Genomic DNA, 25,135 nt, shown 5'->3' with positions numbered 1-25,135 from the left:
GGAAAGCTTGCTGGGCGGGGCGCGCATGGGGAGGTTTTAATCTGCACAAAGCAAAACCCCCAGGCCTTGGCCTGGGGGTTTTGTGATCACTCGTCGAGGAAGGAGCGCAAATGCTCACTTCTCGTCGGGTGGCGCAACTTGCGCAGCGCCTTGGCTTCGATCTGGCGGATCCGCTCACGGGTCACGTCGAACTGCTTACCGACTTCCTCAAGGGTGTGGTCGGTATTCATGTCGATGCCGAAGCGCATGCGCAGTACCTTGGCTTCACGGGCAGTGAGGCCGGACAGTACGTCGCGAGTCGCTTCTTTAAGGCTCTCAACGGTAGCAACATCGATTGGCGACTGCATGGTCGAGTCTTCGATGAAGTCACCCAGGTGGGAGTCTTCGTCATCACCGATCGGGGTTTCCATGGAGATCGGCTCTTTAGCGATCTTCAATACCTTGCGGATTTTATCCTCAGGCATTTCCATGCGTTCGCCCAGCTCTTCCGGGGTCGGTTCGCGACCCATTTCCTGCAACATCTGCCGGGAAATACGGTTGAGCTTGTTGATGGTCTCGATCATGTGCACCGGAATACGGATGGTGCGGGCCTGGTCGGCGATCGAGCGAGTGATCGCCTGACGGATCCACCAGGTGGCATAAGTCGAGAACTTGTAGCCGCGACGGTATTCGAACTTGTCCACCGCTTTCATCAAGCCGATGTTGCCTTCCTGGATCAGATCGAGGAATTGCAGGCCACGGTTGGTGTACTTCTTGGCGATGGAGATCACCAGACGCAAGTTCGCTTCAACCATTTCTTTCTTCGCGCGGCGGGCCTTGGCCTCACCGATCGACATGCGACGGTTGATATCCTTGATCTCGGCAATCGTCAGACCGGTTTCGGTCTGCAACGCAGTCAGCTTCTGTTGGCAACGAACAATGTCGGCCTGGAAGCGACCAATGGCTTCAGCGTATTTGCTTTTGCCTTTGGCCAGTGCGTCGGTCCAGCTTTCGTCAACTTCGTTGCCCGGGAACTGGCGCAGGAAGTCGGCACGCGGCATGCGCGCATCACGGACACAGAGCTGCATGATGGCACGCTCTTGTGCACGCAGACGCTCAAGGGCGCTACGAACCCGCTCAACCAGGCCTTCGAATTGCTTCGGTACCAGTTTGATCGGCATGAAGAGCTCAGCCAGTGCCAGCAGCTCGGCAATTGCCTGCTTGCTGCCGCGACCATGCTTCTTCAGGGCTTTACGAGCCAGTTCCATCTGATCGGAGACGGCGCCAAAACGCTGTGCTGCGATGATCGGATCAGGACCGCTTTCGACTTCGTCTTCGTCGTCGCTACTGGCTTCAGCGTCGTCATCTTCGGTCTCGTCGGCAGCTGGAGCGGCTTTCGGATCGACAGGTGGCGGAACTTCAGCTGCAGGCGGCGCAATGCCGTCGTCCGGGTCGATATAACCGCTCAGGACGTCGGACAGGCGGCCACCTTCGGTGGTGACGCGAGTGTACTCGGACAGAATATGGTCAACCGTGCCAGGGAAGTGCGCAATTGCGCCCATCACTTCACGGATGCCTTCTTCGATACGTTTGGCGATTTCGATTTCGCCTTCCCGTGTCAGCAGCTCTACCGTACCCATTTCGCGCATATACATGCGAACAGGGTCAGTCGTGCGACCGATGTCGGTTTCTACCGCAGCCAACGCGGCAGCTGCTTCTTCAGCGGCTGCCTCGTCGGTGTCGGCGTCGGCCAACATAAGGGCGTCCGCATCCGGAGCACTCTCGTGTACGGGGATCCCCATGTCGTTAATCATGCGGATGATGTCTTCCACCTGCTCAGGATCTGAAATATCCTCGGGCAGGTGGTCGTTGACCTCTGCGTAAGTCAGATACTTCTGCTCACGACCAAGGGTGATCAACTCTTTGATACGAGACTGCTGTTGCGCTTTTCCGGACATAACACCCTATCCACTGAAGGTCTTGGCGGGCAAAAAACAAGCCGAGGATTATACCCGAGCTATGACCTCACACGCCAGCTGAGGTCGGGTTTGATGCGGAAACATTGCGACTTAAAAGGTCGCGCAGTTGATTTTTCTCTTCGGCAGTCAATTCGCTCTGACGTGCTTTTCGAAGAAGTTGTTCCAAATTTCGCTCGCGTTGACGAGCTGACAAGCTAGTAATGGTGTCGAAAAACTGTTGTTCAAGGTTGTCGCCATCAATCAGCCACTCCTTTTCCGCCAATGCCTTGAGCAAGCGGCCCTGTTCGGTGCCATGCCAGCGGGCAATCAGCTGGAATGAGTTTAGCTTAGGATTCTTCTGCACGGCTTCGAGCAGGGCCACCAACAGTTGAGTATTGGTGTGGTCTTCGGCCGCAAAGTGCCCGGCGTCTTCAACTTTTTGTGCCAGCTGCGGGTGATGCAAAAGAGTGCGCAGCGCCGCCATCGTGGGTGGCTCTACCGCTGCTGGGACGCGCGGGCCGCGAGGTTCGTCACGGTCACCGCCGCGCTTGCCGTTTTTATCCCAGGGTTTCTTGTCCCATTTCTTGCCGCCAGCGCCAGGTTTCTTCGGCGTCCACTCCTGCTGAGGCGTGTAAGCCTCCTGCGGTTGGTGAAAGTCGGTGTAGTCCGGCATGGCGTCGTAATCGATGCCTGGGTCGTAGGCTGGCGGCGCTTCTTGAGGGGCGCTGTGTACCAGCTGGCTGACGGCCTCGCCGCTCAAACCGGTGATTTCCAGCAGGCGCTGACGCATCAGTGTGCGCAGGTTTGCACCTGGAACCTTGTCGATCAGCGGTGCTGCGAGGGTGACCATGTGGGCCTTACCTTCGAGGGAGCGTGGATCGGACTCTTCGGTCAGTTGCTGGAAAAAGTAATCGGCCAAGGGTTGCGCATGCTGATTGATACGCGCACGGAATGCGTCGGTGCCTTCGGAGCGGACGAGCGTATCCGGGTCTTCACCCTCGGGCAGAAACAGGAAGCGAGCGCGACGCCCGTCCTGCAAGCTCGAAAGTGTCGACTCCAGGGCTCGCCAGGCAGCATTACGGCCAGCTTGGTCGCCGTCGAAGCAGAACAATACGTTGGGCACGACCCGAAACAGTCGCTTCAAGTGCTCTTCGCTGGTGGCGGTGCCGAGGGTGGCCACCGCGTTGCGCAAGCCTTGCTGGGCGAGGGCAATAACGTCCATATAGCCTTCAACCACGATGATTTCATCGAGATTGCGGTTGTTCTTGCGCGCTTCGAACAGGCCATACAGTTCCTGGCCCTTGTGAAACACCGGTGTTTCCGGTGAGTTCAGGTATTTGGGTTTGTCATCCCCCAGCACCCGTCCGCCAAAGGCGATGATCCGGCCGCGACTGTCACGGATCGGGAACATCACTCGATCACGGAAGCGGTCATAGCGCTTGCCGGTTTCGGCGTTCTCCACCAGTAGGCCGGCGTCGATCATGGCTTTTTGCTGCAGGGTGTCGCTGCTCAGGTGCTTGTAAAGGTTGTCCCAGCCGGGCGGAGCGAAGCCGAGGCCGAAGTCGCGGGCAATCTCCCCGGTCAGGCCGCGGCCCTTTAGGTAGTCGACGGCGGCTTTGCGTTGCGGGTGACTCTTCAACGCCTGACGGTAAAAGTCTGCGGCAGCGGTCAGTAGCGGATACAGCGGCGAATCGGTGGGTTGCCGGGGTTTGTGCGGCCGGCCACTTTCTTCGCGGGGGATTTCCATGCCGGCGGCTTTCGCCAGTTCCTCGACGGCCTGGGGGAAGTCCAGGTTGTCGTGGTCCATGATGAAGCCGAGGGCATTGCCACCTGCGCCACAGCCGAAGCAGTAGTAGAACTGCTTGTCGGGGCTGACGCTGAATGATGGCGTCTTTTCTTTGTGGAACGGACAGCAGGCGGTGTAATTCTTGCCAGCCTTTTTCATTTGCAGGCGCGAGCTGACTACATCGACGATGTCGGTGCGGTTCAGAAGGTCGTCAATAAAGCTCTGGGGAATTAGCCCGGCCATGGCGTTCTCGTCATCACTGCGCGTAAATTGGGCCCCGCGCGGCGGTCGAAGTGCTCGAGGCGCGCGTATCGTGCGGCTCGATCATCAATCGTCGGCTTGGTCTGTCAGGAAGTGTATCTGTCGAGCATTCACTGACGTTAGTTCCAATCAGTCTTCGACGTAGTTGAAAGTGTTGCCCTGGAGTCCGGTCTCGGCCAATGGCAGGCCTCGGAAGCTCGTTGATGGGCACAGCCGACCCTGTTGATCGTCTGCTTGAGAAATAAGTGTGCTCGTCAGTAGCCTTGTTAGGCTCGTCAGAAGAGACGTGCACCGCTGGCAAAAGAGCCAGTCCTGACGTGTGAAGCGGTTTGTCTCGGTCGCGTGTGCGGCTTTGACGGTGAAGCATCAAGCGATATCCGCAAATGCCAACAGCCCGGCTGAGGGCCGGGCTTGGCAGAAGCTTGCTACGAACGTCTGTGTATTAGTACAGACGAACGGCGCGGCGCTGCTCGCGCTGAACTTTCTTGGCGTGACGCTTAACAGCGGCTGCTGCTTTACGCTTACGCTCAGAAGTTGGCTTCTCGTAAAATTCGCGGCTACGAACTTCAGCCAGAACACCGGCTTTTTCGCAGGAGCGCTTGAAACGACGCAGAGCTACGTCGAAGGGTTCGTTCTCTTTTACTTTGACGGCTGGCATCCAGAGCTACCTTCTTTCATTACCGGGAATCAACGTTCTCGTCGCAAAAAATTCGCGGCTGAGGTCGTCGGTTTTTAAGGGTTGCGGATGTTAACCCCTCATCGCTTGGAATGCAAAGCCTCTGATCGAAAACCGCTGGTCGGGGGCAGGGCTGGCGACTATTATGCGCGCCTTCGAATTCAGCCTCTACAAGGCGCAAACCCATGCTAGTACTGGGATTAGAAACCTCTTGCGACGAAACCGGTGTCGCACTTTACGACAGTGAACGCGGGCTGTTGGCCGATGCACTGTTCAGTCAGATCGACTTGCACCGCGCCTATGGAGGCGTGGTGCCGGAGCTGGCCAGCCGTGACCATGTCAAACGCATGTTGCCATTGATTCGCCAAGTGTTGGACGAGGCCGGCTGCGTGCCGACCGAGATCGACGCGATTGCCTACACCGCTGGTCCTGGATTGGTCGGAGCCCTGCTGGTTGGGGCCTCTTGCGCTCAGGCGCTGGCTTTTGCCTGGGATATTCCGGCCCTGGGTGTGCACCATATGGAAGGCCATTTGCTGGCGCCCATGCTGGAAGAAAAGCCGCCAGAGTTCCCGTTCGTCGCTTTGTTGGTTTCGGGCGGTCATACGCAGCTGGTTCAGGTCGACGGAATCGGTCAATACACCCTTCTGGGCGAAACCCTGGACGATGCTGCCGGTGAAGCTTTCGACAAGACCGCGAAGATGATGGGCCTCAACTATCCGGGCGGTCCGGAGATCGCTCGCTTGGCTGAGCAGGGCGTTGCAGGACGCTACCTCTTCCCGCGCCCGATGTGTGATCGGCCCGGCTTGATGTTCAGTTTCAGTGGCTTGAAAACATTCGCCCTCAATACCTGGCAGCAGAGCGTCAGCGCCGGAGACGACAGCGAGCAAGCCCGTTGCGACATCTCGCTGGCGTTCCAGCAGGCCGTGGTGGAGACTTTGACCATCAAGTGCAAGCGAGCCCTGAAGCAGGCGGGCATGAAGCGTCTGGTGATCGCTGGCGGCGTCAGCGCCAACAAGGCATTGCGCACCTCGCTGGAGAAAATGCTCGGCGATATGAAGGGCGACGTGTTTTATGCGCGTCCGGAATTCTGCACCGATAATGGTGCAATGATCGCCTTTGCCGGCTGTCAGCGCCTGCAGGCGGGGCAGCATGAAAGCCTGGCAATCAGCGTGCAGGCGCGCTGGCCCATGGAGCAGTTGTCGCCGTTGTAATCAGCGAGCGTGAACCGGGTTCATTGGGCGTATTTAAAAATGCCGTTCGCGCCCGGCAAACAGGTCGCGTAAATTGCCGCGATGGCGCCAGACGATCAGCAGTGTGAGTACACTCATCGGTACCAGCGCTGCCGGCTCCTGCCAAGCCAGTAATGGCAAGGTAAGTGGTGTGGCAATCAAGGCGGCCAGGGAGCTGGTGCGGGTCAGGTAGAACGTCAGCAGCCAGGCGACAATGGCCAGCAGGGCCGCAGGGGGGTAGATCCCCAGCAGCATGCCGGCCGCAGTGGCAACACCCTTGCCGCCGCGAAAACGAAAGTACAGAGGAAACAGGTGGCCGAGAACTGCGCAGACGCCGATCCAGGCTTGTTGTTGCAGGGAAAGGCCCGCCAGATCAGCGATCAGCACCGGCAGCAGACCTTTGCAGATGTCGCCGAACAATGTGAGTACGGCGAGTTTCTTGCCGGCCAGGCGCAACATATTGGTGGCACCGGCATTGCCTGAGCCACTCATTCGCGGATCGGGATTTCCCGTCAGGCGGCTGAGCAAAATGGCGAAGGACAGAGAGCCGAGCAGGTAGGCGAGGGTCGCCAGTAACCAAAACATGCTAACTATTCCGGGCGAGGACGCCCTGATTCTAACGGGGCATTGCGCCCTTGTCGTGCTGCGGAGAAGAGTGCTTGGACAGAGTGTTTATCGAAGGCCTGGAAGTCGACACCGTGATCGGGGCCTACGACTGGGAGCGCGGCATCCGGCAATGCCTGCGCCTGGACCTGAGCTTCGCCTGGGATAACCGCCCGGCGGCGGCGGGTGACGACCTGACCCTGGCGCTGGATTACGCCAGTGTTTCCTCGCGCATCCAGGCCTTTGCCGAGCAGGCACAGTTCCAACTGGTGGAAACCTTTGCCGAGCGCTTGGCGGAAGTGTTGATGAGCGAGTTCCAGATTCCCTGGCTGCACCTCAAACTGACCAAGCCCGGTGCCGTCCCGGCCGCCAGAGGCGTGGGCGTGGAGATTGAGCGCGGATGTCGCTAACTCAGGTTTACCTCGGTCTTGGCAGCAACATTGAGCGCGAGACGCATTTACGCGCCGGCCTTGATGCGCTGGCGGTTTTTTTGACGGATGTGCGCTGTTCGGCGGTATTCGAAAGCCAGCCGGTGGGGATCAAGAGTGGTCCGTTTTTCAATATGGTGGTGTCGGCGTATACCGATTTGCCGTTGATGGAACTGGATCGCCGACTGAAATTCATCGAAGCCGACAATGGTCGTTATGCGCCGGACCGCAAAGGTTTGCCGCTGGACATCGACGTGCTGCTGTATGGCGAATGGGTCGGTAACTTTGACGGCCTGATCCTGCCTCGGGCAGAGATTTTGAAAAACGCCTTTGTGCTGTGGCCGTTGTCGCTGATGGCGCCGGATCGCGTGCATCCTGAAGTGGGCAAGACGTTCGCCTCGCTGTGGCGGGATGCGCACATCGATCAGGTCTTGGCGCCAGTCGCGTTTGAGTGGCGTGACCAGCAACTGACACCGGATATGCTCTTGTAGGAGCGAGCAAGCTCGCTCCTACAGGGGCCTTTGCTCTTTGTAGGTTTTCAAAGCCTTAAGCCGTTCGCGCTTGAGCGCCTCACCCAACTCTGGGCCTTTGAAACCCTGCTCCAGCAATGGTGCAACGGCAACGCCACGTGCTGCCAGTGCCGCGCCGCGCAAATAATCCGCCTGTGGATAACTTCTCTGCTCAAAACCTTTGCGGCCGCGCGCGTCCATTTCGCACGCCACCACAAATTCCTCAAAGCGTTGCGGACGGCGATAGACGTCAAAACTTTGCAGCAACTCCAGCAAAGTCGAGGGTTTCAGCTCCAGGGCCCGATGACCATGGGTGTGGTACTCGCCTACTAGCAGCGCCAGTTCCTGGCAATCCCTCGGCACCTTGAAGCGCTCATTGAGCGCCTTGATCAACCGCAAGCCCCTATGTTCGTGGGCGATATGTTGCGGTAACTTATCCACAGGTGTCAGGCCTTTGCCCAGATCGTGAAGCAGGCAAGCCCAGCGCACAGTCAGAGGTTGAGCGTGGCGTGCGGCCTGTTCCAGTACGCTCAGGGTATGGATGCCGGTATCGATCTCGGGATGATGAGTTTCGGGTTGCGGTACGCCAAACAGAGCGTCCACTTCCGGCATCAGGGTTTTCAGTGCGTCGCAGTCGCGCAGCACCTGAATAAATACCTGAGGTTGATGTTCCATGAGTGCCCTGGAAATTTCCTTCCAGCTGCGTTCCGGCGTCAAGGCTTCCAGCTCGCCGGAATCGCTGAGTTGGCGCATCAATTCAAGGGTCTCGGGAGCGACGGTGAAACCTAGCCGGGCGTAGCGGGCGGCAAAGCGGGCGACGCGCAAGACCCGGAGGGGATCTTCGGCAAACGCCGGTGAAACGTGGCGCAGAATGCGAGCTTGCAAGTCGCGCTGACCATGATACGGGTCGGTCAAGTTACCGTCGTCATCTTCGGCCATGGCGTTGATGGTCAGGTCACGACGGATCAGGTCTTCTTCCAGGGTAACTTCGGGGCTGGCGTGAAAGACAAAGCCTCCGTAACCCCGGCCACTCTTGCGCTCGGTGCGGGCGAGGGCGTACTCGTCGCCGTTCTTCGGGTCCAGGAATACGGGAAAGTCAGAGCCCACCGGCTTGAAGCCCCGGGCGAGCATTTCTTCAGTAGTGGCGCCGACGACGACACGGTCGATATCGGTAACGGGTATGCCCAGCAGGCGATCACGCACCGCACCACCAACTTTGTAGATTTGCATGAAAAAGCCTCCATTAGCGGCACAGGATAACGCCTGCGCCTCGCCAATGGAGGCTTTGCCGTTTCAGAGATGCACGACGGCCAGGTCCAGGCGGCCGTAATCGTTATCGCTGTGCTCGTTACGGGGCGGCACATGATGGGTTTTCATGATCTGGTCGCCTTGCAACGTCTCCAGATGGATATCGAACCCCCACAGCCGATGCAGGTGCTTGAGGACCTCGTCCGTGGAGTCGCCCAGGGGTTTACGGTCGTGTTGCTGGTGGCGCAAGGTCAGCGAGCGATCTCCGCGTACGTCGATGCTGTAGATCTGCACGTTGGGCTCGCGATTGCCCAGGTTGTACTGCGCAGCCAGGGTTTCGCGGATGGTGCGGTAGCCAGGTTCGTCATGAATGGCCGGTACCAGCAGGTCGTCCTTGAGGTCGTCATCCATGATGCTGAACAGCTTGAGGTCACGAATCACCTGAGGTGACAGATACTGCAGGATGAAACTTTCGTCCTTGAAGCTGCTCATGGCGAACTTGATGGTCGACAACCAGTCGCTGCCGGCGATGTCCGGGAACCAGTGGCGGTCCTCGTCGGTGGGGTGTTCGCACATGCGGCGAATGTCCCGATACATGGCAAAACCCAGGGCGTAGGGGTTGATACCATTGTAGTAGGGGCTGTCAAAGCCGGGTTGGAAGACCACGCTGGTATGGGACGTCAGGAATTCCATCATGAAGCCGTCGGTTACCAGTCCTTCGTCGTACAGGTCGTTCATCAGCGTGTAGTGCCAGAACGTTGCCCAGCCTTCGTTCATCACTTGGGTCTGGCGCTGTGGATAAAAATACTGGGCTATCTTGCGTACGATTCGCACGATTTCCCGCTGCCAAGGCTCCAGCAACGGTGCGTGTTTTTCCAGGAAGTACAGGATGTTTTCCTGAGGTTCGGCGGGGAAGCGTGCATTGTCCTTGTCGCTGTTCTTGCCAGCGCGCTTGGGAATGGTGCGCCACAGGTCGTTGATCTGCTTTTGCAGATGTTCTTCGCGATCCTTCTGGCGCAGCCGTTCTTCCTCGGCGGATATCGGGTAAGGGCGCTTGTAGCGATCGACCCCGTAGTTCATCAGGGCGTGGCAGGAGTCCAGCAGGTCCTCCACGGCATCGATACCGTGGCGCTCCTCGCATTGCATGATGTACTGCTTGGCGAACACCAGGTAATCAATGATCGAGCTGGCATCCGTCCAGGTGCGGAACAGGTAGTTACCCTTGAAAAAACTGTTATGCCCGTAGCACGCATGGGCCACCACCAGCGCCTGCATGCAGATGGTGTTTTCTTCCATCAAATAGGCGATGCACGGGTCTGAGTTGATGACGATTTCATAGGCCAGGCCCATCTGCCCACGGGTATAGGATTTTTCGGTACTGAGGAAGTGTTTGCCGTAGGACCAGTGGTGATAACCCAAGGGCATACCCACCGACGCGTAAGCGTCCATCATCTGTTCGGCGGTGATCACTTCGATCTGGTTGGGGTAGGTGTCCAGGGCATAGCCCGCCGCAATGCGGCTGATTTCCCGGTCATAGGCCTGGATCAGTTCAAAGGTCCATTCGGACCCCGTGGAAATGGGTTGGCGCTTATGCTCTTTGGCGGTCATGTCACTAACCTGCGCTGGAAGAGTTCACGGAAGACCGGATAGATATCGCCGGCCGAGACCAGTTGTTGCTGGGCGAAGGTGTCAGCGAAGGCTTCGCTGATCCGCTCGTATTCGAACCACAGGGCCTGGTGCTCGCGGGGGGTAATCTCCACATACGTGTAGTACTGCACGAAGGGCATGATCTGGTTGATCAGGATGTCGCGGCAGATGGGCGAGTCGTCGTTCCAGTTGTCACCGTCGGAGGCCTGGGCGGCATAGATGTTCCATTCGTTGGCCGGATAGCGTTCGGCCATGATCTCCTGCATCAGCTTCAGCGCGCTGGAAACAATGGTGCCACCGGTTTCCCGTGAGTAGAAAAACTCCTCTTCGTCGACTTCCCGGGCGCTGGTGTGGTGACGGATGAACACCACGTCAATCTTGTCGTAGTTACGCTTGAGAAACAGGTACAGCAGGATAAAGAAGCGCTTGGCGATGTCCTTGGTGGCCTGGGTCATGGAGCCGGAAACGTCCATCAGGCAGAACATTACCGCCTTGGAGCTCGGGTTGGGTTGCTTGACCAGCAGGTTGTATTTCAGGTCGAAGGTGTCGAGGAACGGCACGCGATGAATCCGAGCACTGAGTTTGGCTATTTCCGCCTCGGTTTCCTGGATATCGCCGAAGTTGTCTGGTTCTTCGCGTTTTAACCGTTCCAACTCCTCTTTCGCCTCCCTCAGCTTGGCGCGGCTGCTGCCAGACAGGGCGATGCGCCGGGCATGGGCCGAGCGCAGGGTGCGGATGATGTTGATCCGTGACGGGTTGCCTTCGTTGCTGATCCCGGCGCGCACGGTCTTGAAGGTGTCGGTGCCGGTGAGGTTGCGCTTGACCAGGTTGGGCAGCTCCAGGTCCTCGAACATGAATTCGAGGAATTCCTCCTGGGTGATCTGGAAGACGAACTCATCCATGCCTTCGCCGGAGTTACCGGCCTTGCCTGGCCCTTTGCCGCCAGCGCCGCCTTGGGGGCGCTGGATATGTTCGCCGGTGGTGAATTCCTTGTTTCCCGGATGAACGACGGTCTGTTTACCGCCGCGACCGTGGTGCAACACCGGCTCATCGATGTCGCGTCCGGGAATGCTGATCTGTTCGCCATGCTCCATGTCAGTGATGGAGCGGCGACTGACGGCCTCTTCGACGGCCTTTTTGATGTGGTCACGGTAGCGCCGCAGGAAACGCTGGCGGTTTACCGTGCTCTTGTTCTTGCCATTGAGACGTCGGTCGATCACATAGCTCATAGGGAGCCCTCCGGGCAGCTTCAAGTTACAAGCTTCAAGCGGCAAGCTGGAAGCTTAAAGACAAGCGGTCAGTTTGCCGACCTCCGGGTGCGCCCGTGGGCGCACCGCAAGCGGGTAGCCTTGCGCTCGTCGCTGCCTTACTGCGATTTCCGGACCCGCAGGTACCACTCGGAGAGCAGCCGTACCTGTTTGTCTGTGTAGCCACGCTCGACCATTCGGGTGACGAAGTCGTTGTGTTTTTGCTGGTCCTCCTTGCTGGCCTTGGCGTTGAAGCTGATGACCGGCAGCAGATCCTCGGTGTTGGAGAACATTTTCTTCTCGATAACCACCCGCAGCTTCTCGTAGCTGAGCCAGGTGGGGTTCTTGCCGTTGTTGTTGGCACGGGCGCGCAGCACGAAGTTGACGATTTCATTGCGGAAATCCTTCGGATTGCTAATGCCGGCCGGTTTTTCGATTTTTTCCAGCTCTTCGTTGAGGGCCACGCGGTTGAGGATTTCGCCGGTTTCCGGATCGCGGTATTCCTGGTCCTGGATCCAGAAGTCGGCGTACAGCACGTAGCGATCGAAGATGTTCTGACCGTATTCGCTGTAGGACTCCAGGTAGGCGGTCTGGATTTCCTTGCCGATGAACTCGATGTAGCGCGGCGCCAAGTATTCCTTGAGGAAGCGCAGGTAGCGCTCGCGGGTTTCAGCCTGGAACTGCTCCTGTTCGATCTGCTGTTCCAGCACGTACAGCAGGTGCACCGGGTTGGCAGCGATCTCGTGGGGGTCGAAGTTGAAGACTTTGGAGAGGATCTTGAAGGCAAAACGCGTCGACAGCCCGTTCATGCCCTCATCGACACCCGCCGTGTCGCGGTATTCCTGGATCGACTTGGCCTTGGGATCGGTGTCCTTGAGGTTTTCCCCGTCATACACGCGCATCTTCGAGTAGATGTTGGAGTTTTCCGGCTCCTTGAGGCGCGACAGCACGGTGAACTGGGCGAGCATTTTCAGGGTGTCAGGCGCGCAATGAGCCTTGGCCAGAGAGCTGTTGAACAGCAGTTTGTCGTAAATCTTGATTTCATCGCTGACTCGCAGGCAGTACGGCACCTTGACGATGTAGATCCGGTCGATGAACGCTTCGTTGTTCTTGTTGTTGCGGAAGGTGTGCCATTCCGACTCGTTGGAGTGAGCCAGCAGAATCCCGGTAAACGGAATCGCCCCCAAGCCTTCGGTGCTGTTGTAGTTGCCTTCCTGGGTGGCGGTCAGCAGTGGGTGCAGCACCTTGATCGGTGCCTTGAACATCTCCACGAACTCCATCAGGCCCTGGTTCGCGCGGCACAGTGCTCCCGAGTAACTGTAGGCGTCGGCGTCGTTCTGTGGGAATTCTTCCAGTTTGCGGATATCGACCTTGCCCACCAGCGCCGAGATGTCCTGGTTGTTCTCGTCACCGGGTTCGGTCTTGGCCACGGCGATCTGGTTGAGGATCGACGGATAAAGTTTCACCACGCGGAACTGGCTGATATCGCCGCCGAACTCGGCCAGGCGCTTGGTGGCCCATGGCGACATGATGGTGTTGAGGTAGCGTCTTGGAATGCCGAAGTCTTCTTCGAGGATCGCGCCATCTTCCGTGGCGTTGAACAGCCCCAAAGGTGATTCGAAGACCGGTGAGCCCTTGATGGCGTAGAAGGGCACCTTCTCGATCAACTGTTTGAGTTTTTCGGCCAAGGACGATTTACCACCGCCGACGGGGCCAAGCAGGTAGAGGATCTGTTTCTTCTCTTCCAGGCCCTGGGCGGCGTGGCGGAAGTAGGAGACGATCTGGTCAATGCATTCTTCCATTCCGTGGAAGTCTTCAAAGGCCGGGTAGCGGCGGATCACCTTGTTTGAAAAAATTCGCGACAAGCGCGAATTGGCTGCGGTGTCCACAAGCTCCGGCTCACCAATCGCCAGTAGCAGGCGCTCGGCGGCAGACGCGTAGGCGCTGCGGTCCTTTTTGCACAGATCGAGGTACTCAGCAAGCGTGAGTTCTTCCTGGCGGGTGGACTCGAAGCGTTGTTGGAAGTGGCTAAAGATACTCATGACGTCGTCACCTCGCTCGATACGTGGAGTCGACGCAGGATCAATCAGTCGATGCTGGCAGTCATTGGTGGACACCAACGGCTGTTTTCCCCCCAGAACACCCTGAAACGTTACCGATGACCCGCACGCCGGTGTACCGGCTCTCCCCTGTTTTGGATGGCCTGGGCTTAAGGATAGTTCGGAATCCGGGAGTTCAAGGGGCGATACGTAATTTGTTTGGGCTGACCGTTCGTCAGAAACGGTTCCAGCCCAAGCGTCACGCGGGATAGCGGGGTGTGAAAAAAATTATTGCGCTTCGCCCGAGGCAATTTCTGCTGGGTAAGTCGTACGCCACAGCTCGAAGCCGCCGTCCAGGCTATAGACGTCGGAGAAGCCCTGGCTGATCAGATACGCTGCTGCACTTTGGCTGGAATTGCCGTGGTAGCAGGCCACGATCACTGGCGCATCGAGATCGGCCGCGCGGATGAAATCGGCGATGTTGTGGTTATCCAGATGCTGGGCGCCACTGATATGGCCGGCGATGTAGGTCGGCTGGTCGCGGATGTCGACAACCACTGCGCCTTGTTCGCGCAGGGCCTGGGCTTGTTCGGGAGGGATACGTTTGAATTCGCTCATGGCGGGCTCCTTGGGCCTTCAGGGTGGCGCGGTCTAGCGCTTTACCGTGGCCTGCAGTGGTTCGGAAGTGGGGGTTTCACACTGGCAGCTCAGGCGCTCGCCGGTGTCGATGTTCATCAGGGTCATGGTGCCGCCCCAGACGCAGCCGGTGTCGAGGGCGAACACGCCGGGCTCGTCGCACTTGCCTTCGAGGGCTGCCCAGTGGCCAAAGATGATCTTCGTGTCACGGGTCTTGCGGTCCTTGTGGCTGAACCAGGGCTTGTAACCGGGCTGCGCGGTGTCGGCGCCTTCCTTGCTCTTGAGGTCGAGTTTGCCTTCGGCGGTGCAAAAGCGCATGCGGGTAAAGTAGTTGGTGATGACCCGCAGGCGTGTGATGCCAGTGAGATCGTTGTCCCACTTCACCGGCTCGTTTCCGTACATACCGTCAAGGTAGGTCGTGAACAGGTTGTCATCGGCCAGGGCGACTTCGACTTCATTTGCGCATTTGAGGGCTTTTTTCAGCGTCCACTGGGGTGGAATACCGGCATGCACCAGGGCGATGTTGCGGCTCTCGTCGTAATGCATGATTTTTTGCCGGCGCAACCAGTCAAGCAACTCGGCTCGATCCGGTGCCTCAAGAATTTCCCGCAGGGTATCGCCCTTTTTCAGACGCTCGATGTTATTGCCGGCGGCCAGCAAGTGCAGGTCATGGTTGCCCAGTACGCAGACCAGCGAATCACGCAGGCCATAAAGGAAGCGCAGGGTCGCAAGGGAATGCGGGCCACGGTTGACCAGGTCGCCCACGAGCCACAGGCGATCCTTGGTCGGGTCAAAGGCCACGCGTTCAAGCAGGCACTTGAGCGGCTCCAGGCAGCCTTGCAGGTCGCCGACAGCGTAGGTCGCCATCAGTGCAGGGCTCCGGGTACCGCAAGGCGGAAGGGCGCGATGACGGCATCGAAGAGTTGGCCGTCTGTGGCTTTCATCTGATAGGAACCTTGCATGGTGCCGACTTTGGACGACATCACCGTACCGCTGCTGTAGGTGTGACTTGCACCGGTATCAATCAGCGGCTGCTGGCCAACAACACCGGCGCCGCGCACTTCTTCTACATGGCCGTCACCGTCGGTGATGACCCAGTGGCGCGACAGCAACTTGGCCGGCACCGAACCGTTGTTTTTCACCGTGACCGTGTAGGCAAAGGCAAAGCGGTTCTGGTCGGGCTGGGATTGTTCCGCCAGGAAGCGGGTGACGACGCTGACGTCGATCTGATAGCGAGGATCGGACATGCAAGAGGCCTTAAAAGCAAAAGCGGGGGACAGCGGATGCCGGTCAGTCTAGGCCAAGTGGCGGGCACTAGGCCAGACATGGTGTCTGGCTGTGCCCGGCTCCGGTTTATTGGGCGACAGGTGCAGGCTGAATGGCGAGCTGATCAGCGAGGCGCACGAACGCCGCCAGGTCCAACTGCTCGGGACGCAAGCTGCCATCGACGCCGGCGGCTTCGATCTCAGCGTTGCTGAGCAGGGCCTTGAGGGTGTTGCGCAGGGTCTTGCGACGCTGGTTGAACGCTTCACGTACCACGCGTTCCAGCAGCTTGTGATCCTTGGCCGGGTGCGGCAGGACGGCATGAGGCACCAGACGCACGATGGCTGAATCGACCTTCGGCGGCGGGTTGAACGCGCCAGGTCCGACGTTGAACAGATGCTCAACCCGGCAATGGTACTGAACCATGATCGACAGGCGACCCCAGTCACCACCGCCAGGGCCGGCCGCCAGACGCTCGACCACTTCCTTTTGCAGCATGAAGTGCATGTCGCGGATGATGCTGGCGTTATTCAGCAGGTGGAAAATCAGCGGTGTGGAGATGTTGTACGGCAGGTTGCCGACCACTCGCAGGCTGTTGGGTGCGGCGTTCAGGCTGGTGAAGTCGAACTTCAACGCATCGCCTTGATGCAGGTTGAAGTTGGGCATGCCGGCGAACTGTTGGTTGAGGATCGGGATCAGGTCCTTGTCCAGTTCAACCACGTCCAGTTGCCCGCCGCTGTTGAGCAGGCCTTGGGTCAGTGCGCCCTGGCCCGGGCCGATTTCCAGCAGACGGTCTTCGGGCTTGGCATGGATGGAGCGCAGGATACGGTCGATCACGCCAGCGTCGTGCAGGAAGTTTTGCCCGAAGCGCTTGCGCGCCCGGTGTTGGTAATGCTCGGTCATATACGGGTCTCGGCCATCTGATAGGCGGTTTCCAGGGCCACGTGCAGGCTGCCGGTATCGATCTTGCCGCTGCCAGCCAGGTCCAGGGCGGTGCCATGGTCGACGGAAGTGCGGATGATCGGCAGGCCCAGTGTCACGTTGACTGCGGCGCCGAAGCCTTTGTATTTCAGCACGGGCAGCCCTTGGTCATGGTACATCGCCAGCACTGCGTCGCAGTGCTCCAGATATTTGGGGGTAAACAGAGTGTCGGCAGGCAGTGGGCCACGCAGGTCCATACCTTCTTGGCGCAAACGCTCTAGTGTCGGTTCGATGATGTCGATTTCTTCATGGCCCAAATGGCCGCCTTCGCCGGCGTGTGGGTTGAGGCCACACACCAGGATGCGCGGTTGGGCGATGCCGAATTTCTGTTGCAGGTCGGCGTGCAGGATGCGTGTTACACGCTCCAGGCGCTCGGGGGTGATTGCGTCGGCAATCTCGCGCAGGGGCAGGTGAGTGGTCACCAGGGCCACGCGCAAGCCGCGGGTTGCCAGCATCATCACGACTTGTTCGGTGTGGGTCAGCTCGGCGAGGAACTCGGTATGGCCGGAAAAGGCGATACCCGATTCGTTGATCACGCCCTTGTGTACTGGCGCGGTAATCATCCCGGCGAAATCGCCGTCGATACAGCCAAGGCCGGCGCGGGTCAGAGTTTCCAGGACAAAGGCCGCATTGGCCTTGTTTAGTTGCCCGGCCACGACCTTGGCCTGGAGCGGGGTGTCCCACACATACAGGCTGTTGGCTGGGGCGGGAAGATCTGGCCAGTGGCCGGGTGTCACCGGCAGCAAGTTGACAGCCACACCCAACTGCGCGGCCCGCTCAAGGAGCAGGTCGCGGTTGGTAATGGCAATCAGGGGGTGTGGCTGAGGTTGCGAGGCGAGCAGCAGGCACAGGTCAGGACCAATGCCGGCCGGCTCGCCGGGTGTCAACGCGAAACGCTGGGGTTTCACTGAGCTGCCTGGTCGGTGCCTGTTTGCTCGGCGCCAGGCAGCTTGTTTTCAACGTAGGCTTCGTCACGGATCTGACGCAGCCAGGTTTGCAGCTCTTCGTCGTATTTGCGGTTACGCAGTACGGTCAGCGCTTGTTGCTCGCGGGCCTGGCTGGTGTTGTCGGTGGCGCGGCGGCCAAGGACTTCCAGGACATGCCAGCCGTATTGGGTCTTGAACGGCTTGGACAGTACGCCTTGCGGGGTATCGGCCATCACTTGCTGGAACTCGGGCACCAAGGCTTTTGGGTCGATCCAGTTCAGGTCGCCGCCATTGAGGGCAGAACCTGGGTCTTCCGAGAAGCTTTTGGCCAGGATGGCGAAGTCTTCACCGCTTTCGATGCGGTCATAGATCTTCTGAGCCAGTTCCTTGGTTTGCGCTTCGGTACGAATTTCGCTTGGTTTGACCAGGATGTGACGAACATGGACTTCGTCCTTCATCGACGTCTCGCCGCCGCGCTTGCCCAGCAACTTGAGGATGATGAAACCACCTGGAGTACGAGCTGGCTGAGTGATACCGCCGACTTCCATGGTGCTCAACTCACGGTCGAACGGTGGTGGCAATTGAGCGGCTTTACGCCAGCCCATGTCACCGCCTTCGAGGGCGTTGTCGCTGCCGGATTGGGCAATCGCCATCTGGGCAAAGTCAGCGCCGGCCTTGAGGCGATCATAGACTGCCTGGGTTTTCGCAGCCGCTGCATTGAGCTGGTCAGCATTGGCGCTGTCCGGCGTCGGGATCAGGATGTTGGCCAGGTGCAGTTCTTCGGAAAGCTGCATCTTGCCCAGGTCCGAGGCCAGGAAGTTCTTCACTTCCTGTTCGGACACCTGAACCCGCTCGGCAACACGGCGCTGGCGCACACGGCTGATGATCATTTCGCGACGGATCTGGTCACGGGCGTCTTCAAACGACAGACCGTCATGAGCCAGGGCCGCACGGAATTGATCAATGCTCATGTTGTTGCGTTGAGCGATGGTGCCGACGGCCTGGTTCAACTCTTCGTCAGAGATACGGATGCCGGAACGGTCGCCGATCTGCAGTTGCAGGTTTTCGACGATCAGACGCTCCAGAACTTGCTGATCCAGGACGCTGGTAGGCGGTACACCACCGCCACGCTTGGCGATGGTTTGCTGAACTTCCTTGACCCGTTGGTCCAGTTGGCTCTGCATGATCACGTCGTTATCGACGATAGCCACAACCTTATCCAGCTCTTGAACCGCAGCGTGCGCCGATACGGTACCCAGGAACAGCGCGCCCAGTACTAGCGGGCGCAGACAATCAGAAAGCTTGGTCTTCACGTTCACGATAACCTTGGATGCCTTTGTCGAGGAAGCTCTCTACCTTGGCGCCAGTCAGGCCGCCGAGTCCCTTCAGAACAATTTGGAGGAAGAGCCCGTGGTCGCCTTTTTCGTTCAGCGGGGCGATCTGGGTGTATTCGTCGTTGGAAACCCAATAACGGTTGATCACGCGCAGTTTCCAGCAGCAGTTGTCGTACTCGAAACCACCGAAGGCTTCCAAGGTACGGTTGCGGGCATAGTCATACTGCCAGCGGGTGATCAGGTTCCACTGTGGAACGATTGGCCACATCATCGAGAAGTCGTGTTGCTGGATTTTGTAGTAATCCTTCACGTAGTTCGCTGTATCCGATGGAACACTGTAATCGCCACCGAACTGCCATTTACCTGTCAGTTGGTTGTAGACCACCTGGTCGTTACGATAGCGATAACCAACGTTGATAACCTTGTTTTTGTCGTCTTCCGGCTGATAGTGGAACATCGCACTGCCGGAGCGTGGGCTGCGGCTGTCGGTGTCCCAGTTGTAGTCGGCTGTGGCGCGCCAGTCGCGGTTGAAGCGGAACTCGTAGTCCAGAGCGATTGGCGAGACATTCGACTGCGCATCCGCGCGGTCAGCGGCCAAGATACCAGGCAGTTGAACTTCACGGTCCTTGAAATACAAGGCTTGTCCGACGCTGACACGTTGGCGCTCGAAGCCGTTGTCTTGAATCCAGCGGCTGGTTACGCCCAAGGACAGCTTGTTCTCGTCGCCAATACGGTCGCCACCGGTAAAGCGGTTGTCACGGAACAACGAGGAATAACTGAAGGTGCTTTCGCTGGTGTCGAACACTGGAATGTCAGATTGATCTTTCTCTGGAACATAGAGATAGAACAGACGCGGTTCCAGGGTTTGACGGTAGTTGTCGCCGAACCATTGGGTGTTGCGGTCGAAGAAAAGGCCACTATCGACGCTGGCAATAGGAACGGCACGGTCTTGCGAGCTCTTGAATTTATCACCTGCCGCAAGAGTGTTTTTACCAATACTGTCGAGGTCGAGATCGTACTTGGTGTAAACGTACTTGAGTTTCGGTGTGATGAACCCATAGGACCAGTTAAGCGGAAGCTCGACGCTTGGTGCAGCATTCAGGCGAGTACCGTTGGCACGGGTAAGTCCGGTGACGTACGTATCAAGGCGGGGACTTGTGAGTCCGTCCTTGTCCGTAAAGTTTCCGGTTTCCAGATCCCGGTCAAACCGTACCGCTTCCGTCTCGTAAGCGAAGTTCAGCCCGCCCGGATGATAAGGCAGCGCACCGTTAAAGGTGATTTGCGGCAACTTGTTATACGGGGTGATCTGTGAAACCGTCGCCAGTTCGGTGGCTTGCACGTTCAACCGCGCTGTGTAGCTATCTCCGCGATAGCTGACAGCACCTTGCTGGTTGATATAGTCCTGGGACTCAACACCAATCTGGTTGCTTTTCAGGTCCTGGAAGTAATACGGGTCACTGATATCGGTGTAGTCGACTTCGGTCAGTACACGCGAATCCAACCCACCCTTATGCTGCCAGTTGAGCATGTACCGGGTTTTTTCGAAGTCGGTCTGCTTGCTGCGCTCATCGCTGTCATCGTTGAGGTACGCCCCACCGAACTGACCTTCGCTGGACTTGGTGAGGTAGCGGAATTCGCCTTCCATCAACATGCCGCGCTTGGTCATGTATTGCGGGTACAACGTGGCGTCGTAGTTCGGCGCCAGGTTGAAGTAGTACGGTGTGGTCAGCGTAAAGCCCGACTCGCCACCCGAGGCGAAGCTCGGCGGCAGGAAGCCGGACTGACGACGATCGTCGATCGGGAAGTAGATATACGGCGTGTAAAGGATCGGAATGTCCTTGACCCGCAACGTCACGTTGGTGGCCGTACCGAAGCCGGTGGCCGGGTTCAACGTGATGTTGTTGCCCTTGAGCTGCCAGGCGTTGCTGTTCGGCTCACAGGTGGTGTACGTACCGTCCTTGAGACGGATGATCGCGTTCTCGGCGCGCTTGGCGTACAGCGCGTTACCGCGAATGCGCGACTTGTGCATCACGTATTCGGCGTTGTCGACCTTGGCTGCACCGGTGTCCAGTTGGACTTCGGCGTGATCGCCTACCAGCAGCGCGCCGTTGTCGCGCAGGCGGACGTTGCCGTTCAGCTCGCCGCGGTTCTCGGCCTGGTACAGGTTGGCCTCATCGGCTTCAACCTGCATGCTGCCCTGGCGCATGACTACGTCACCGGCCAGGGAAGCGATCTGTTGTTCCTGCTCGTAGCGAGAAGCCTTGGCGCCGATGAAGGTCGGCGCATCGCTCTTGTTCGTCTTGTCGTTCATGCCAGGACGAATCGGCTCGATATACGCGCCGGAGCAATAAGGGCCGGTTTCGGCCAACTGCGCGGCGGTGAGCTTGTCGCGAGGGACCCAGTCCAGGTGGCTGTAGTCGGCGCTGCGCGAACGCAGGCCACGGCCCTTGGCTTCGGTGACCAGCTTGTTTTGCGGCACGGCATCGGCAGCAGCAACCTCGCCTTGCGGCGTGCCGTTGGCCGAGCTGATAGCGCTGCCGTCATGCACCGGACGCGGTGGCAATGGGGCAGCGGCGGTTTTCGGCGCGCAATCCCAGGCACCCGAAGCAGAGACTGAGCAGTCATACTGTTCCGCGGCGACCACGAATGAAGTGGCGAAGGGTTGCAGGGCCAGCAGACTGCCGGTTACCAGCAACGGAAATTTTCTACGAAACGCGGGGGATTTCAATGCCATCTTATTAGTCCGGGCTTCCTGCGTGCCATCTGCCCGCGGTGTGGGCCGCACGCCTCTCGATGGTCTGAAAAAGATGCGTGATAATAAAGCATGACCCGCTTGACGGCTAGCGCCGTCGGAGACCCTTGTAATGCCCCACCAAGATCTACGCTTGCAACACCTGAAAGTCTGGCTTGATGAGCAGCTACCTATCCTTTTTAACGCCCAGGGCTGGGGCGCCGTACCCCCGGCTACGTTGACCGCGGCCAGCAGCGACGCGAGTTTCAGGCGTTACTTCCGCTGGGAAGGCGAGGGTCGCAGTTTTGTCGTTATGGACGCTCCTCCCCCCCAGGAAAACTGCAAACCTTTCGTCGATATCGCTCATTTATTGGCGAAATCAGGAATAAATGTTCCACAAATTTATGCCGAAGATCTGCCGCGAGGCTTTCTTTTGCTCAATGACCTGGGAAAAAAAACCTATCTGGACGTGATTGATGGCGAAAATGCCGATCAATTGTTTGGCGATGCCATCGACGCGTTGCTGGCGTTCCAACAACTGCCGATGGATGCCGCATTGCCCAGCTATGACGTGGCGTTGTTGCGCCGCGAGCTGGAATTGTTTCCCGAATGGTACGTACGCCGGCACTTGGGTATTGAGTTTGATGCCCAGCAAGTGGCGCTTTGGCAGCATATCAGCGAGTTGTTGATCGACAGCGCCCTGGCCCAGCCCAAGGTGCTGGTGCACCGCGACTACATGCCGCGCAACCTGATGATCAGCGCGCCGAACCCAGGTGTGCTGGACTTCCAGGATGCGGTCTACGGCCCGGTGACCTACGACATCACCTGCCTGTTCAAGGACGCCTTCCTCAGTTGGCCCCAGGCCCGTGTGCGGGAATGGCAGCGCGGTTATTGGGAGCGTGCTGGCCAACTGGGCATCCCGGTTCAGGCAGATTTCGAGAATTTCCTGCGGGCCAGTGATCTGATGGGTGTGCAGCGTCACCTCAAGGTGATCGGCATTTTCTCTCGCATCTGCCATCGCGATGGCAAGCCACGCTACCTCGCCGATGTGCCGCGCTTCTTTGCCTATATAGACGCGGTGCTGGCTGATCGTCCGGAGTTGGCCGCACTGGGCGAGTTGCTGGCAAGTCTGCGCCAGCCAGCCGAGGCGGTCGTATGAAGGCCATGATCCTGGCCGCCGGCAAAGGTGAGCGGATGCGTCCGCTGACCTTGCATACGCCAAAGCCGCTGATCCAGGCGGGCGGCAAACGCCTGATCGAGTATCACCTGGAGGCGCTGGCCAAGGCTAGCTTTACCGAGATCGTCATCAACCATGCCTGGCTCGGCCAGCAGATTGAGGGCTATCTGGGGGACGGCTCGCAGTACGGCGTACGCATCCAGTACTCGGCTGAAGGTGAGCCGCTGGAAACCGGCGGCGGGATTTTCCAGGCGTTGCCATTGTTGGGGGACGAACCGTTCCTGGTGGTCAATGGCGATATCTGGACCGACTACGACTTCGCCAGCCTCAAGCAACCGCTGAGCGGCCTGGCACATTTGGTGATGGTCGATAATCCGCCTCATCACCCTTCAGGCGGCGACTTCTACATTCAGGACGGAGCACTTCATGATGCCGCCCCCGGTGCCGATAACCTGACGTTCAGTGGCATTTCAGTGCTGGACCCGAAGCTGTTCGCGGGTTGCAGCGCTGGTGCCTTCAAGCTGGCGCCGTTGTTACGTACGGCAATGGCCAAAGGGTTGGTGACGGGGGAACACATGCACGGACGCTGGATTGATGTCGGCACGCTGGAGCGCCTGGCGCAAGTCGAAAACCTGCTGACAGCGGGGCAGTAAGATGTTGTGGCCAGGGACTCTGATGGGAGCCGGAGCGGGCTTTGCCATTGCCAGCATTCCGGGGGCCATGTTGGGCGCGCTGTTGGGGCAGGCGCTGGATCGGCGTTTGCAATTGCAGAGTTGGGCGCAGGTGCGCGAGCGCCTGGGCGGTCGGCCGGCGCTGCGTAATGACGAATTGCTGTTTGTCTTGCTGGGCCGTCTGGCCAAAAGCAACGGCCAGGTGGTGGAAGGGCATATCCAGCAGGCGCGTCAGGAGATGCGCTCACTGGACATGACCGCGTCGGCCCAGCGGCGGGCGATTGCGGCCTTCAACCGAGGCAAGTCGGGTTCGGACCGGGTACGCAGCTATTTGCGCGTACTCAGGGCGCAGCCTCATGCGTCGGAAGGTGTGTTGCGCGCCTGTTGGCGGATGGTCTGGGCCGATGGCAAGGCGAGCACGGCTGAGCGGGAGTTGATTGAGCAGTGGGGCAAATGGCTGGGGTGGACAACGCAGCAGATCCAGGCGCTGGCGGCTGATTACGAGCCCGCGCGCAAACCACTGGCCAACCGCGGCGGTGCCTATCAGGAAGCGCTGCGGATCCTCGGGGTAACGGCCACCAGCGAGCCGACGGTGATCAAGCGGGCCTACCGGCGGCTGCTCAGTCGCCATCACCCGGACAAGATTGCCGGCAGTGGCGCCAGCCTCATCCAAGTGCGCGAGGCGACTGAAATGACGCGGGAGTTGCATAACGCCTATGCGTTGATTCGCGAACGTCGGGATTTTCGCTGACGCTCAGCGATCAACGTCCCGACGTTCTGTAGGCTCAACCAGCCGCGAATCCGTCGATACAATTGTTCTTGCCCGGCGGCACTGTTGCCGGGCAAGGCTTTCAGTGAAATCTGTTTGTACTTGTCATTCTTCAGGCGTTTGGCGGCCTGGGCACGTACCATGGCAGTTTTGCGTGCTTGGGCGGTGTCCTGATAGAAAACGTCTGCCGTCGCCAGTTTCAGCGTCGGTGCCAATTGTTGCAGGTCCGGGTGACGACCTGCAGGCGTCTGCGCCGCGACCATCACGAGTTTCTGTACTTGAGCAGGTTGCTTTTCACTCAGGTACCTCGCCGCCCACCAAGCGCCTGTGCCGTGGCCGAGTAGCACAACGCTACGGGCATTTTGGGTCTGGGCGAATGCCAGGGCGGCATCGATGCGCGCAAAAATTCGCGTGGCGTCGGTCTTGTCTCGCTCATCATCACCGGGTACCACCGCAGGGTCGGTGCCTTCTGCTTCGGCACTGGCTGCCTGCTCTACGGGTTTGGCGACGGTGCTGGCGTCTTTGCTGCTGGTGTCCACCGCCGCTTTCGGCGCGTCGATAACGCGGGGCGGCAAGGTGTCCAGGCTCAGGTCAGGCAGCGACACACTGAGCGTGCCCCAATTGGCGTCCGGCAACTTTTGTCGTAAAGGTCCGATTGCTTGAGGCCAGTCAGCATTTTCCCCGGCGCCTGGGACAATAATCACCACACCTTCGGGTTCGGCGCTGTTGGCCGGCTTCCATAGGGCGAGGAACGTGTCGCTGCCAGCCTGCAGTTGTTGCTGTTCCTGTGGTGGGATTTGCCGCTCCAGGGCGCTGGCTTCTTCCTGGCTGCGCTCGAGCAAAGGCTGGCGCTCGGCCGGTTTTGTTTCGGCGGGTGGCTGGGCGGCAGGCGCGGTATCGGCGGCCTGCACGGAAAAGGCACTGGTAAACAGCAGCGACAGGCACAATGCTGGCAGTGCCGAGCGGTGGAGAAGGGGCATTGTCTATTTCCGGCCAGAAGTGATTCCGGCAGCCTAATGGGTTGGTCAGTATTTGTC

At 58.9% G+C, this 25,135-nt stretch carries 22 protein-coding genes; 6 read left to right on the top strand and 16 right to left on the bottom strand.

Annotated elements, in window-relative coordinates; all coding sequences use genetic code 11:
* Positions 1-86: 86 nt before the first annotated feature.
* The 3 genes from rpoD to rpsU all read right to left on the bottom strand — a co-directional run bounded on the left by rpoD (position 87) and on the right by rpsU (position 4,642).
* The gene (rpoD, locus tag J7E41_RS27055; protein ID WP_214997301.1) at positions 87-1,937 is read right to left on the bottom strand and encodes an RNA polymerase sigma factor RpoD; all 1,851 of its coding nucleotides are present in this window, start codon (positions 1,935-1,937) and stop codon (positions 87-89) included.
* 67 nt (positions 1,938-2,004) lie between these two features.
* Entirely contained in the window at positions 2,005-3,966 is a 1,962-nt protein-coding gene (dnaG, locus tag J7E41_RS27050) for a DNA primase (protein ID WP_214997300.1), read from the bottom strand.
* Positions 3,967-4,426: 460 nt separating this feature from the next.
* The gene (rpsU, locus tag J7E41_RS27045) at positions 4,427-4,642 is read right to left on the bottom strand and encodes a 30S ribosomal protein S21 (protein ID WP_002551877.1); all 216 of its coding nucleotides are present in this window, start codon (positions 4,640-4,642) and stop codon (positions 4,427-4,429) included.
* Positions 4,643-4,845: 203 nt separating this feature from the next.
* Between rpsU and tsaD the strand changes: the two genes are divergently transcribed.
* Positions 4,846-5,871: a tRNA (adenosine(37)-N6)-threonylcarbamoyltransferase complex transferase subunit TsaD gene (tsaD, locus tag J7E41_RS27040; protein WP_214997299.1), complete on the top strand. Its 1,026-nt coding sequence runs from the start codon at positions 4,846-4,848 to the stop codon at positions 5,869-5,871.
* A 33-nt stretch (positions 5,872-5,904) separates the two neighbouring features.
* Here the strand turns inward: tsaD and plsY are convergent, their stop codons facing one another.
* Positions 5,905-6,474, bottom strand: a complete 570-nt coding sequence (plsY, locus tag J7E41_RS27035; protein ID WP_214997298.1) for a glycerol-3-phosphate 1-O-acyltransferase PlsY — start codon at positions 6,472-6,474, stop codon at positions 5,905-5,907.
* 74 nt (positions 6,475-6,548) lie between these two features.
* Between plsY and folB the strand changes: the two genes are divergently transcribed.
* Together folB and folK are read left to right on the top strand one after the other, a co-directional pair.
* Entirely contained in the window at positions 6,549-6,902 is a 354-nt protein-coding gene (gene folB, locus J7E41_RS27030) for a dihydroneopterin aldolase (RefSeq protein WP_214997297.1), read from the top strand.
* Entirely contained in the window at positions 6,893-7,411 is a 519-nt protein-coding gene (gene folK, locus J7E41_RS27025; RefSeq protein ID WP_214997296.1) for a 2-amino-4-hydroxy-6-hydroxymethyldihydropteridine diphosphokinase, read from the top strand. Before folB ends, folK begins: the two co-directional genes overlap by 10 nt.
* Positions 7,412-7,429: 18 nt before the next feature.
* Here folK and J7E41_RS27020 read toward each other — a convergent pair whose 3' ends face one another.
* The 11 genes from J7E41_RS27020 to J7E41_RS26970 form a co-directional block, all read right to left on the bottom strand.
* Entirely contained in the window at positions 7,430-8,659 is a 1,230-nt protein-coding gene (locus tag J7E41_RS27020; RefSeq protein WP_214997295.1) for a multifunctional CCA addition/repair protein, read from the bottom strand.
* A 63-nt stretch (positions 8,660-8,722) separates the two neighbouring features.
* Positions 8,723-10,285: a SpoVR family protein gene (locus tag J7E41_RS27015; RefSeq protein WP_214997294.1), complete on the bottom strand. Its 1,563-nt coding sequence runs from the start codon at positions 10,283-10,285 to the stop codon at positions 8,723-8,725.
* Positions 10,282-11,553, bottom strand: a complete 1,272-nt coding sequence (locus J7E41_RS27010) for a YeaH/YhbH family protein (protein WP_169356662.1) — start codon at positions 11,551-11,553, stop codon at positions 10,282-10,284. Before J7E41_RS27010 ends, J7E41_RS27015 begins: the two co-directional genes overlap by 4 nt.
* Positions 11,554-11,690: 137 nt before the next feature.
* Positions 11,691-13,613, bottom strand: coding sequence for a PrkA family serine protein kinase (locus J7E41_RS27005; protein ID WP_169356661.1), 1,923 nt, complete (start codon positions 13,611-13,613; stop codon positions 11,691-11,693).
* A gap of 285 nt (positions 13,614-13,898) precedes the next feature.
* The gene (glpE, locus tag J7E41_RS27000) at positions 13,899-14,228 is read right to left on the bottom strand and encodes a thiosulfate sulfurtransferase GlpE (RefSeq protein ID WP_214997293.1); all 330 of its coding nucleotides are present in this window, start codon (positions 14,226-14,228) and stop codon (positions 13,899-13,901) included.
* Between the two features lie 33 nt (positions 14,229-14,261).
* Complete coding sequence (locus J7E41_RS26995) at positions 14,262-15,113, bottom strand: symmetrical bis(5'-nucleosyl)-tetraphosphatase (protein WP_214997292.1); 852 nt, start codon at positions 15,111-15,113, stop codon at positions 14,262-14,264.
* A complete protein-coding gene (gene apaG, locus J7E41_RS26990) occupies positions 15,113-15,493 on the bottom strand; it encodes a Co2+/Mg2+ efflux protein ApaG (protein ID WP_214997291.1) in 381 nt (126 codons plus the stop codon). The genes J7E41_RS26995 and apaG overlap by 1 nt, the downstream gene beginning before the upstream one ends.
* 106 nt (positions 15,494-15,599) lie before the next feature.
* Positions 15,600-16,412: a 16S rRNA (adenine(1518)-N(6)/adenine(1519)-N(6))-dimethyltransferase RsmA gene (gene rsmA, locus J7E41_RS26985; RefSeq protein ID WP_214997290.1), complete on the bottom strand. Its 813-nt coding sequence runs from the start codon at positions 16,410-16,412 to the stop codon at positions 15,600-15,602.
* Positions 16,409-17,398: a 4-hydroxythreonine-4-phosphate dehydrogenase PdxA gene (pdxA, locus tag J7E41_RS26980; RefSeq protein WP_214997289.1), complete on the bottom strand. Its 990-nt coding sequence runs from the start codon at positions 17,396-17,398 to the stop codon at positions 16,409-16,411. Before pdxA ends, rsmA begins: the two co-directional genes overlap by 4 nt.
* The gene (locus J7E41_RS26975; protein ID WP_435304145.1) at positions 17,395-18,729 is read right to left on the bottom strand and encodes a peptidylprolyl isomerase; all 1,335 of its coding nucleotides are present in this window, start codon (positions 18,727-18,729) and stop codon (positions 17,395-17,397) included. The genes pdxA and J7E41_RS26975 overlap by 4 nt, the downstream gene beginning before the upstream one ends.
* Positions 18,710-21,484: an LPS-assembly protein LptD gene (locus J7E41_RS26970; RefSeq protein ID WP_214997287.1), complete on the bottom strand. Its 2,775-nt coding sequence runs from the start codon at positions 21,482-21,484 to the stop codon at positions 18,710-18,712. The genes J7E41_RS26975 and J7E41_RS26970 overlap by 20 nt, the downstream gene beginning before the upstream one ends.
* A gap of 130 nt (positions 21,485-21,614) precedes the next feature.
* Between J7E41_RS26970 and J7E41_RS26965 the strand changes: the two genes are divergently transcribed.
* Genes J7E41_RS26965 through J7E41_RS26955 form a run of 3 tightly spaced genes read left to right on the top strand, consistent with a single transcriptional unit; the run spans position 21,615 to position 24,080 of the window.
* Positions 21,615-22,640 (top strand): aminoglycoside phosphotransferase family protein, encoded by a 1,026-nt coding sequence (locus tag J7E41_RS26965; RefSeq protein ID WP_214997286.1) that lies wholly within the window; start codon positions 21,615-21,617, stop codon positions 22,638-22,640.
* The gene (murU, locus tag J7E41_RS26960) at positions 22,637-23,311 is read left to right on the top strand and encodes an N-acetylmuramate alpha-1-phosphate uridylyltransferase MurU (protein WP_214997285.1); all 675 of its coding nucleotides are present in this window, start codon (positions 22,637-22,639) and stop codon (positions 23,309-23,311) included. The genes J7E41_RS26965 and murU overlap by 4 nt, the downstream gene beginning before the upstream one ends.
* Position 23,312: 1 nt before the next feature.
* The gene (locus tag J7E41_RS26955; RefSeq protein ID WP_214997284.1) at positions 23,313-24,080 is read left to right on the top strand and encodes a GTPase-associated protein 1-related protein; all 768 of its coding nucleotides are present in this window, start codon (positions 23,313-23,315) and stop codon (positions 24,078-24,080) included.
* On the opposite strand, the gene J7E41_RS26950 is transcribed toward J7E41_RS26955, so the two are convergent.
* Positions 24,044-25,078, bottom strand: a complete 1,035-nt coding sequence (locus J7E41_RS26950) for an alpha/beta hydrolase family protein (RefSeq protein WP_214997283.1) — start codon at positions 25,076-25,078, stop codon at positions 24,044-24,046. The genes J7E41_RS26955 and J7E41_RS26950 overlap by 37 nt on opposite strands.
* Positions 25,079-25,135: the final 57 nt, after the last annotated feature.

It is taken from the genome of Pseudomonas fluorescens (assembly GCF_018614655.1).
GTDB classification, from domain to species: Bacteria; Pseudomonadota; Gammaproteobacteria; order Pseudomonadales; family Pseudomonadaceae; genus Aquipseudomonas; species Aquipseudomonas fluorescens_BX.
The sequence above is the reverse complement of the archived record's forward strand: the minus strand, read 5'-3'. Positions and strand labels throughout refer to the sequence as shown.

Excerpts from the sequence above, each read along its gene's own strand:
- rpoD (WP_214997301.1), bottom strand. The coding sequence starts at position 1,937 with ATGTCCGGAAAAGCGCAACAGCAGTCTCGTATCAAAGAGTTGATCACC.
- dnaG (WP_214997300.1), bottom strand. The coding sequence starts at position 3,966 with ATGGCCGGGCTAATTCCCCAGAGCTTTATTGACGACCTTCTGAACCGC.
- rpsU (WP_002551877.1), bottom strand. The coding sequence starts at position 4,642 with ATGCCAGCCGTCAAAGTAAAAGAGAACGAACCCTTCGACGTAGCTCTG.
- tsaD (WP_214997299.1), top strand. The coding sequence starts at position 4,846 with ATGCTAGTACTGGGATTAGAAACCTCTTGCGACGAAACCGGTGTCGCA.
- plsY (WP_214997298.1), bottom strand. The coding sequence starts at position 6,474 with ATGTTTTGGTTACTGGCGACCCTCGCCTACCTGCTCGGCTCTCTGTCC.
- folK (WP_214997296.1), top strand. The coding sequence starts at position 6,893 with ATGTCGCTAACTCAGGTTTACCTCGGTCTTGGCAGCAACATTGAGCGC.
- J7E41_RS27020 (WP_214997295.1), bottom strand. The coding sequence starts at position 8,659 with ATGCAAATCTACAAAGTTGGTGGTGCGGTGCGTGATCGCCTGCTGGGC.
- J7E41_RS27015 (WP_214997294.1), bottom strand. The coding sequence starts at position 10,285 with ATGACCGCCAAAGAGCATAAGCGCCAACCCATTTCCACGGGGTCCGAA.
- J7E41_RS27010 (WP_169356662.1), bottom strand. The coding sequence starts at position 11,553 with ATGAGCTATGTGATCGACCGACGTCTCAATGGCAAGAACAAGAGCACG.
- J7E41_RS27005 (WP_169356661.1), bottom strand. The coding sequence starts at position 13,613 with ATGAGTATCTTTAGCCACTTCCAACAACGCTTCGAGTCCACCCGCCAG.
- glpE (WP_214997293.1), bottom strand. The coding sequence starts at position 14,228 with ATGAGCGAATTCAAACGTATCCCTCCCGAACAAGCCCAGGCCCTGCGC.
- J7E41_RS26995 (WP_214997292.1), bottom strand. The coding sequence starts at position 15,113 with ATGGCGACCTACGCTGTCGGCGACCTGCAAGGCTGCCTGGAGCCGCTC.
- apaG (WP_214997291.1), bottom strand. The coding sequence starts at position 15,493 with ATGTCCGATCCTCGCTATCAGATCGACGTCAGCGTCGTCACCCGCTTC.
- rsmA (WP_214997290.1), bottom strand. The coding sequence starts at position 16,412 with ATGACCGAGCATTACCAACACCGGGCGCGCAAGCGCTTCGGGCAAAAC.
- J7E41_RS26970 (WP_214997287.1), bottom strand. The coding sequence starts at position 21,484 with ATGGCATTGAAATCCCCCGCGTTTCGTAGAAAATTTCCGTTGCTGGTA.
- J7E41_RS26965 (WP_214997286.1), top strand. The coding sequence starts at position 21,615 with ATGCCCCACCAAGATCTACGCTTGCAACACCTGAAAGTCTGGCTTGAT.
- murU (WP_214997285.1), top strand. The coding sequence starts at position 22,637 with ATGAAGGCCATGATCCTGGCCGCCGGCAAAGGTGAGCGGATGCGTCCG.
- J7E41_RS26955 (WP_214997284.1), top strand. The coding sequence starts at position 23,313 with ATGTTGTGGCCAGGGACTCTGATGGGAGCCGGAGCGGGCTTTGCCATT.
- J7E41_RS26950 (WP_214997283.1), bottom strand. The coding sequence starts at position 25,078 with ATGCCCCTTCTCCACCGCTCGGCACTGCCAGCATTGTGCCTGTCGCTG.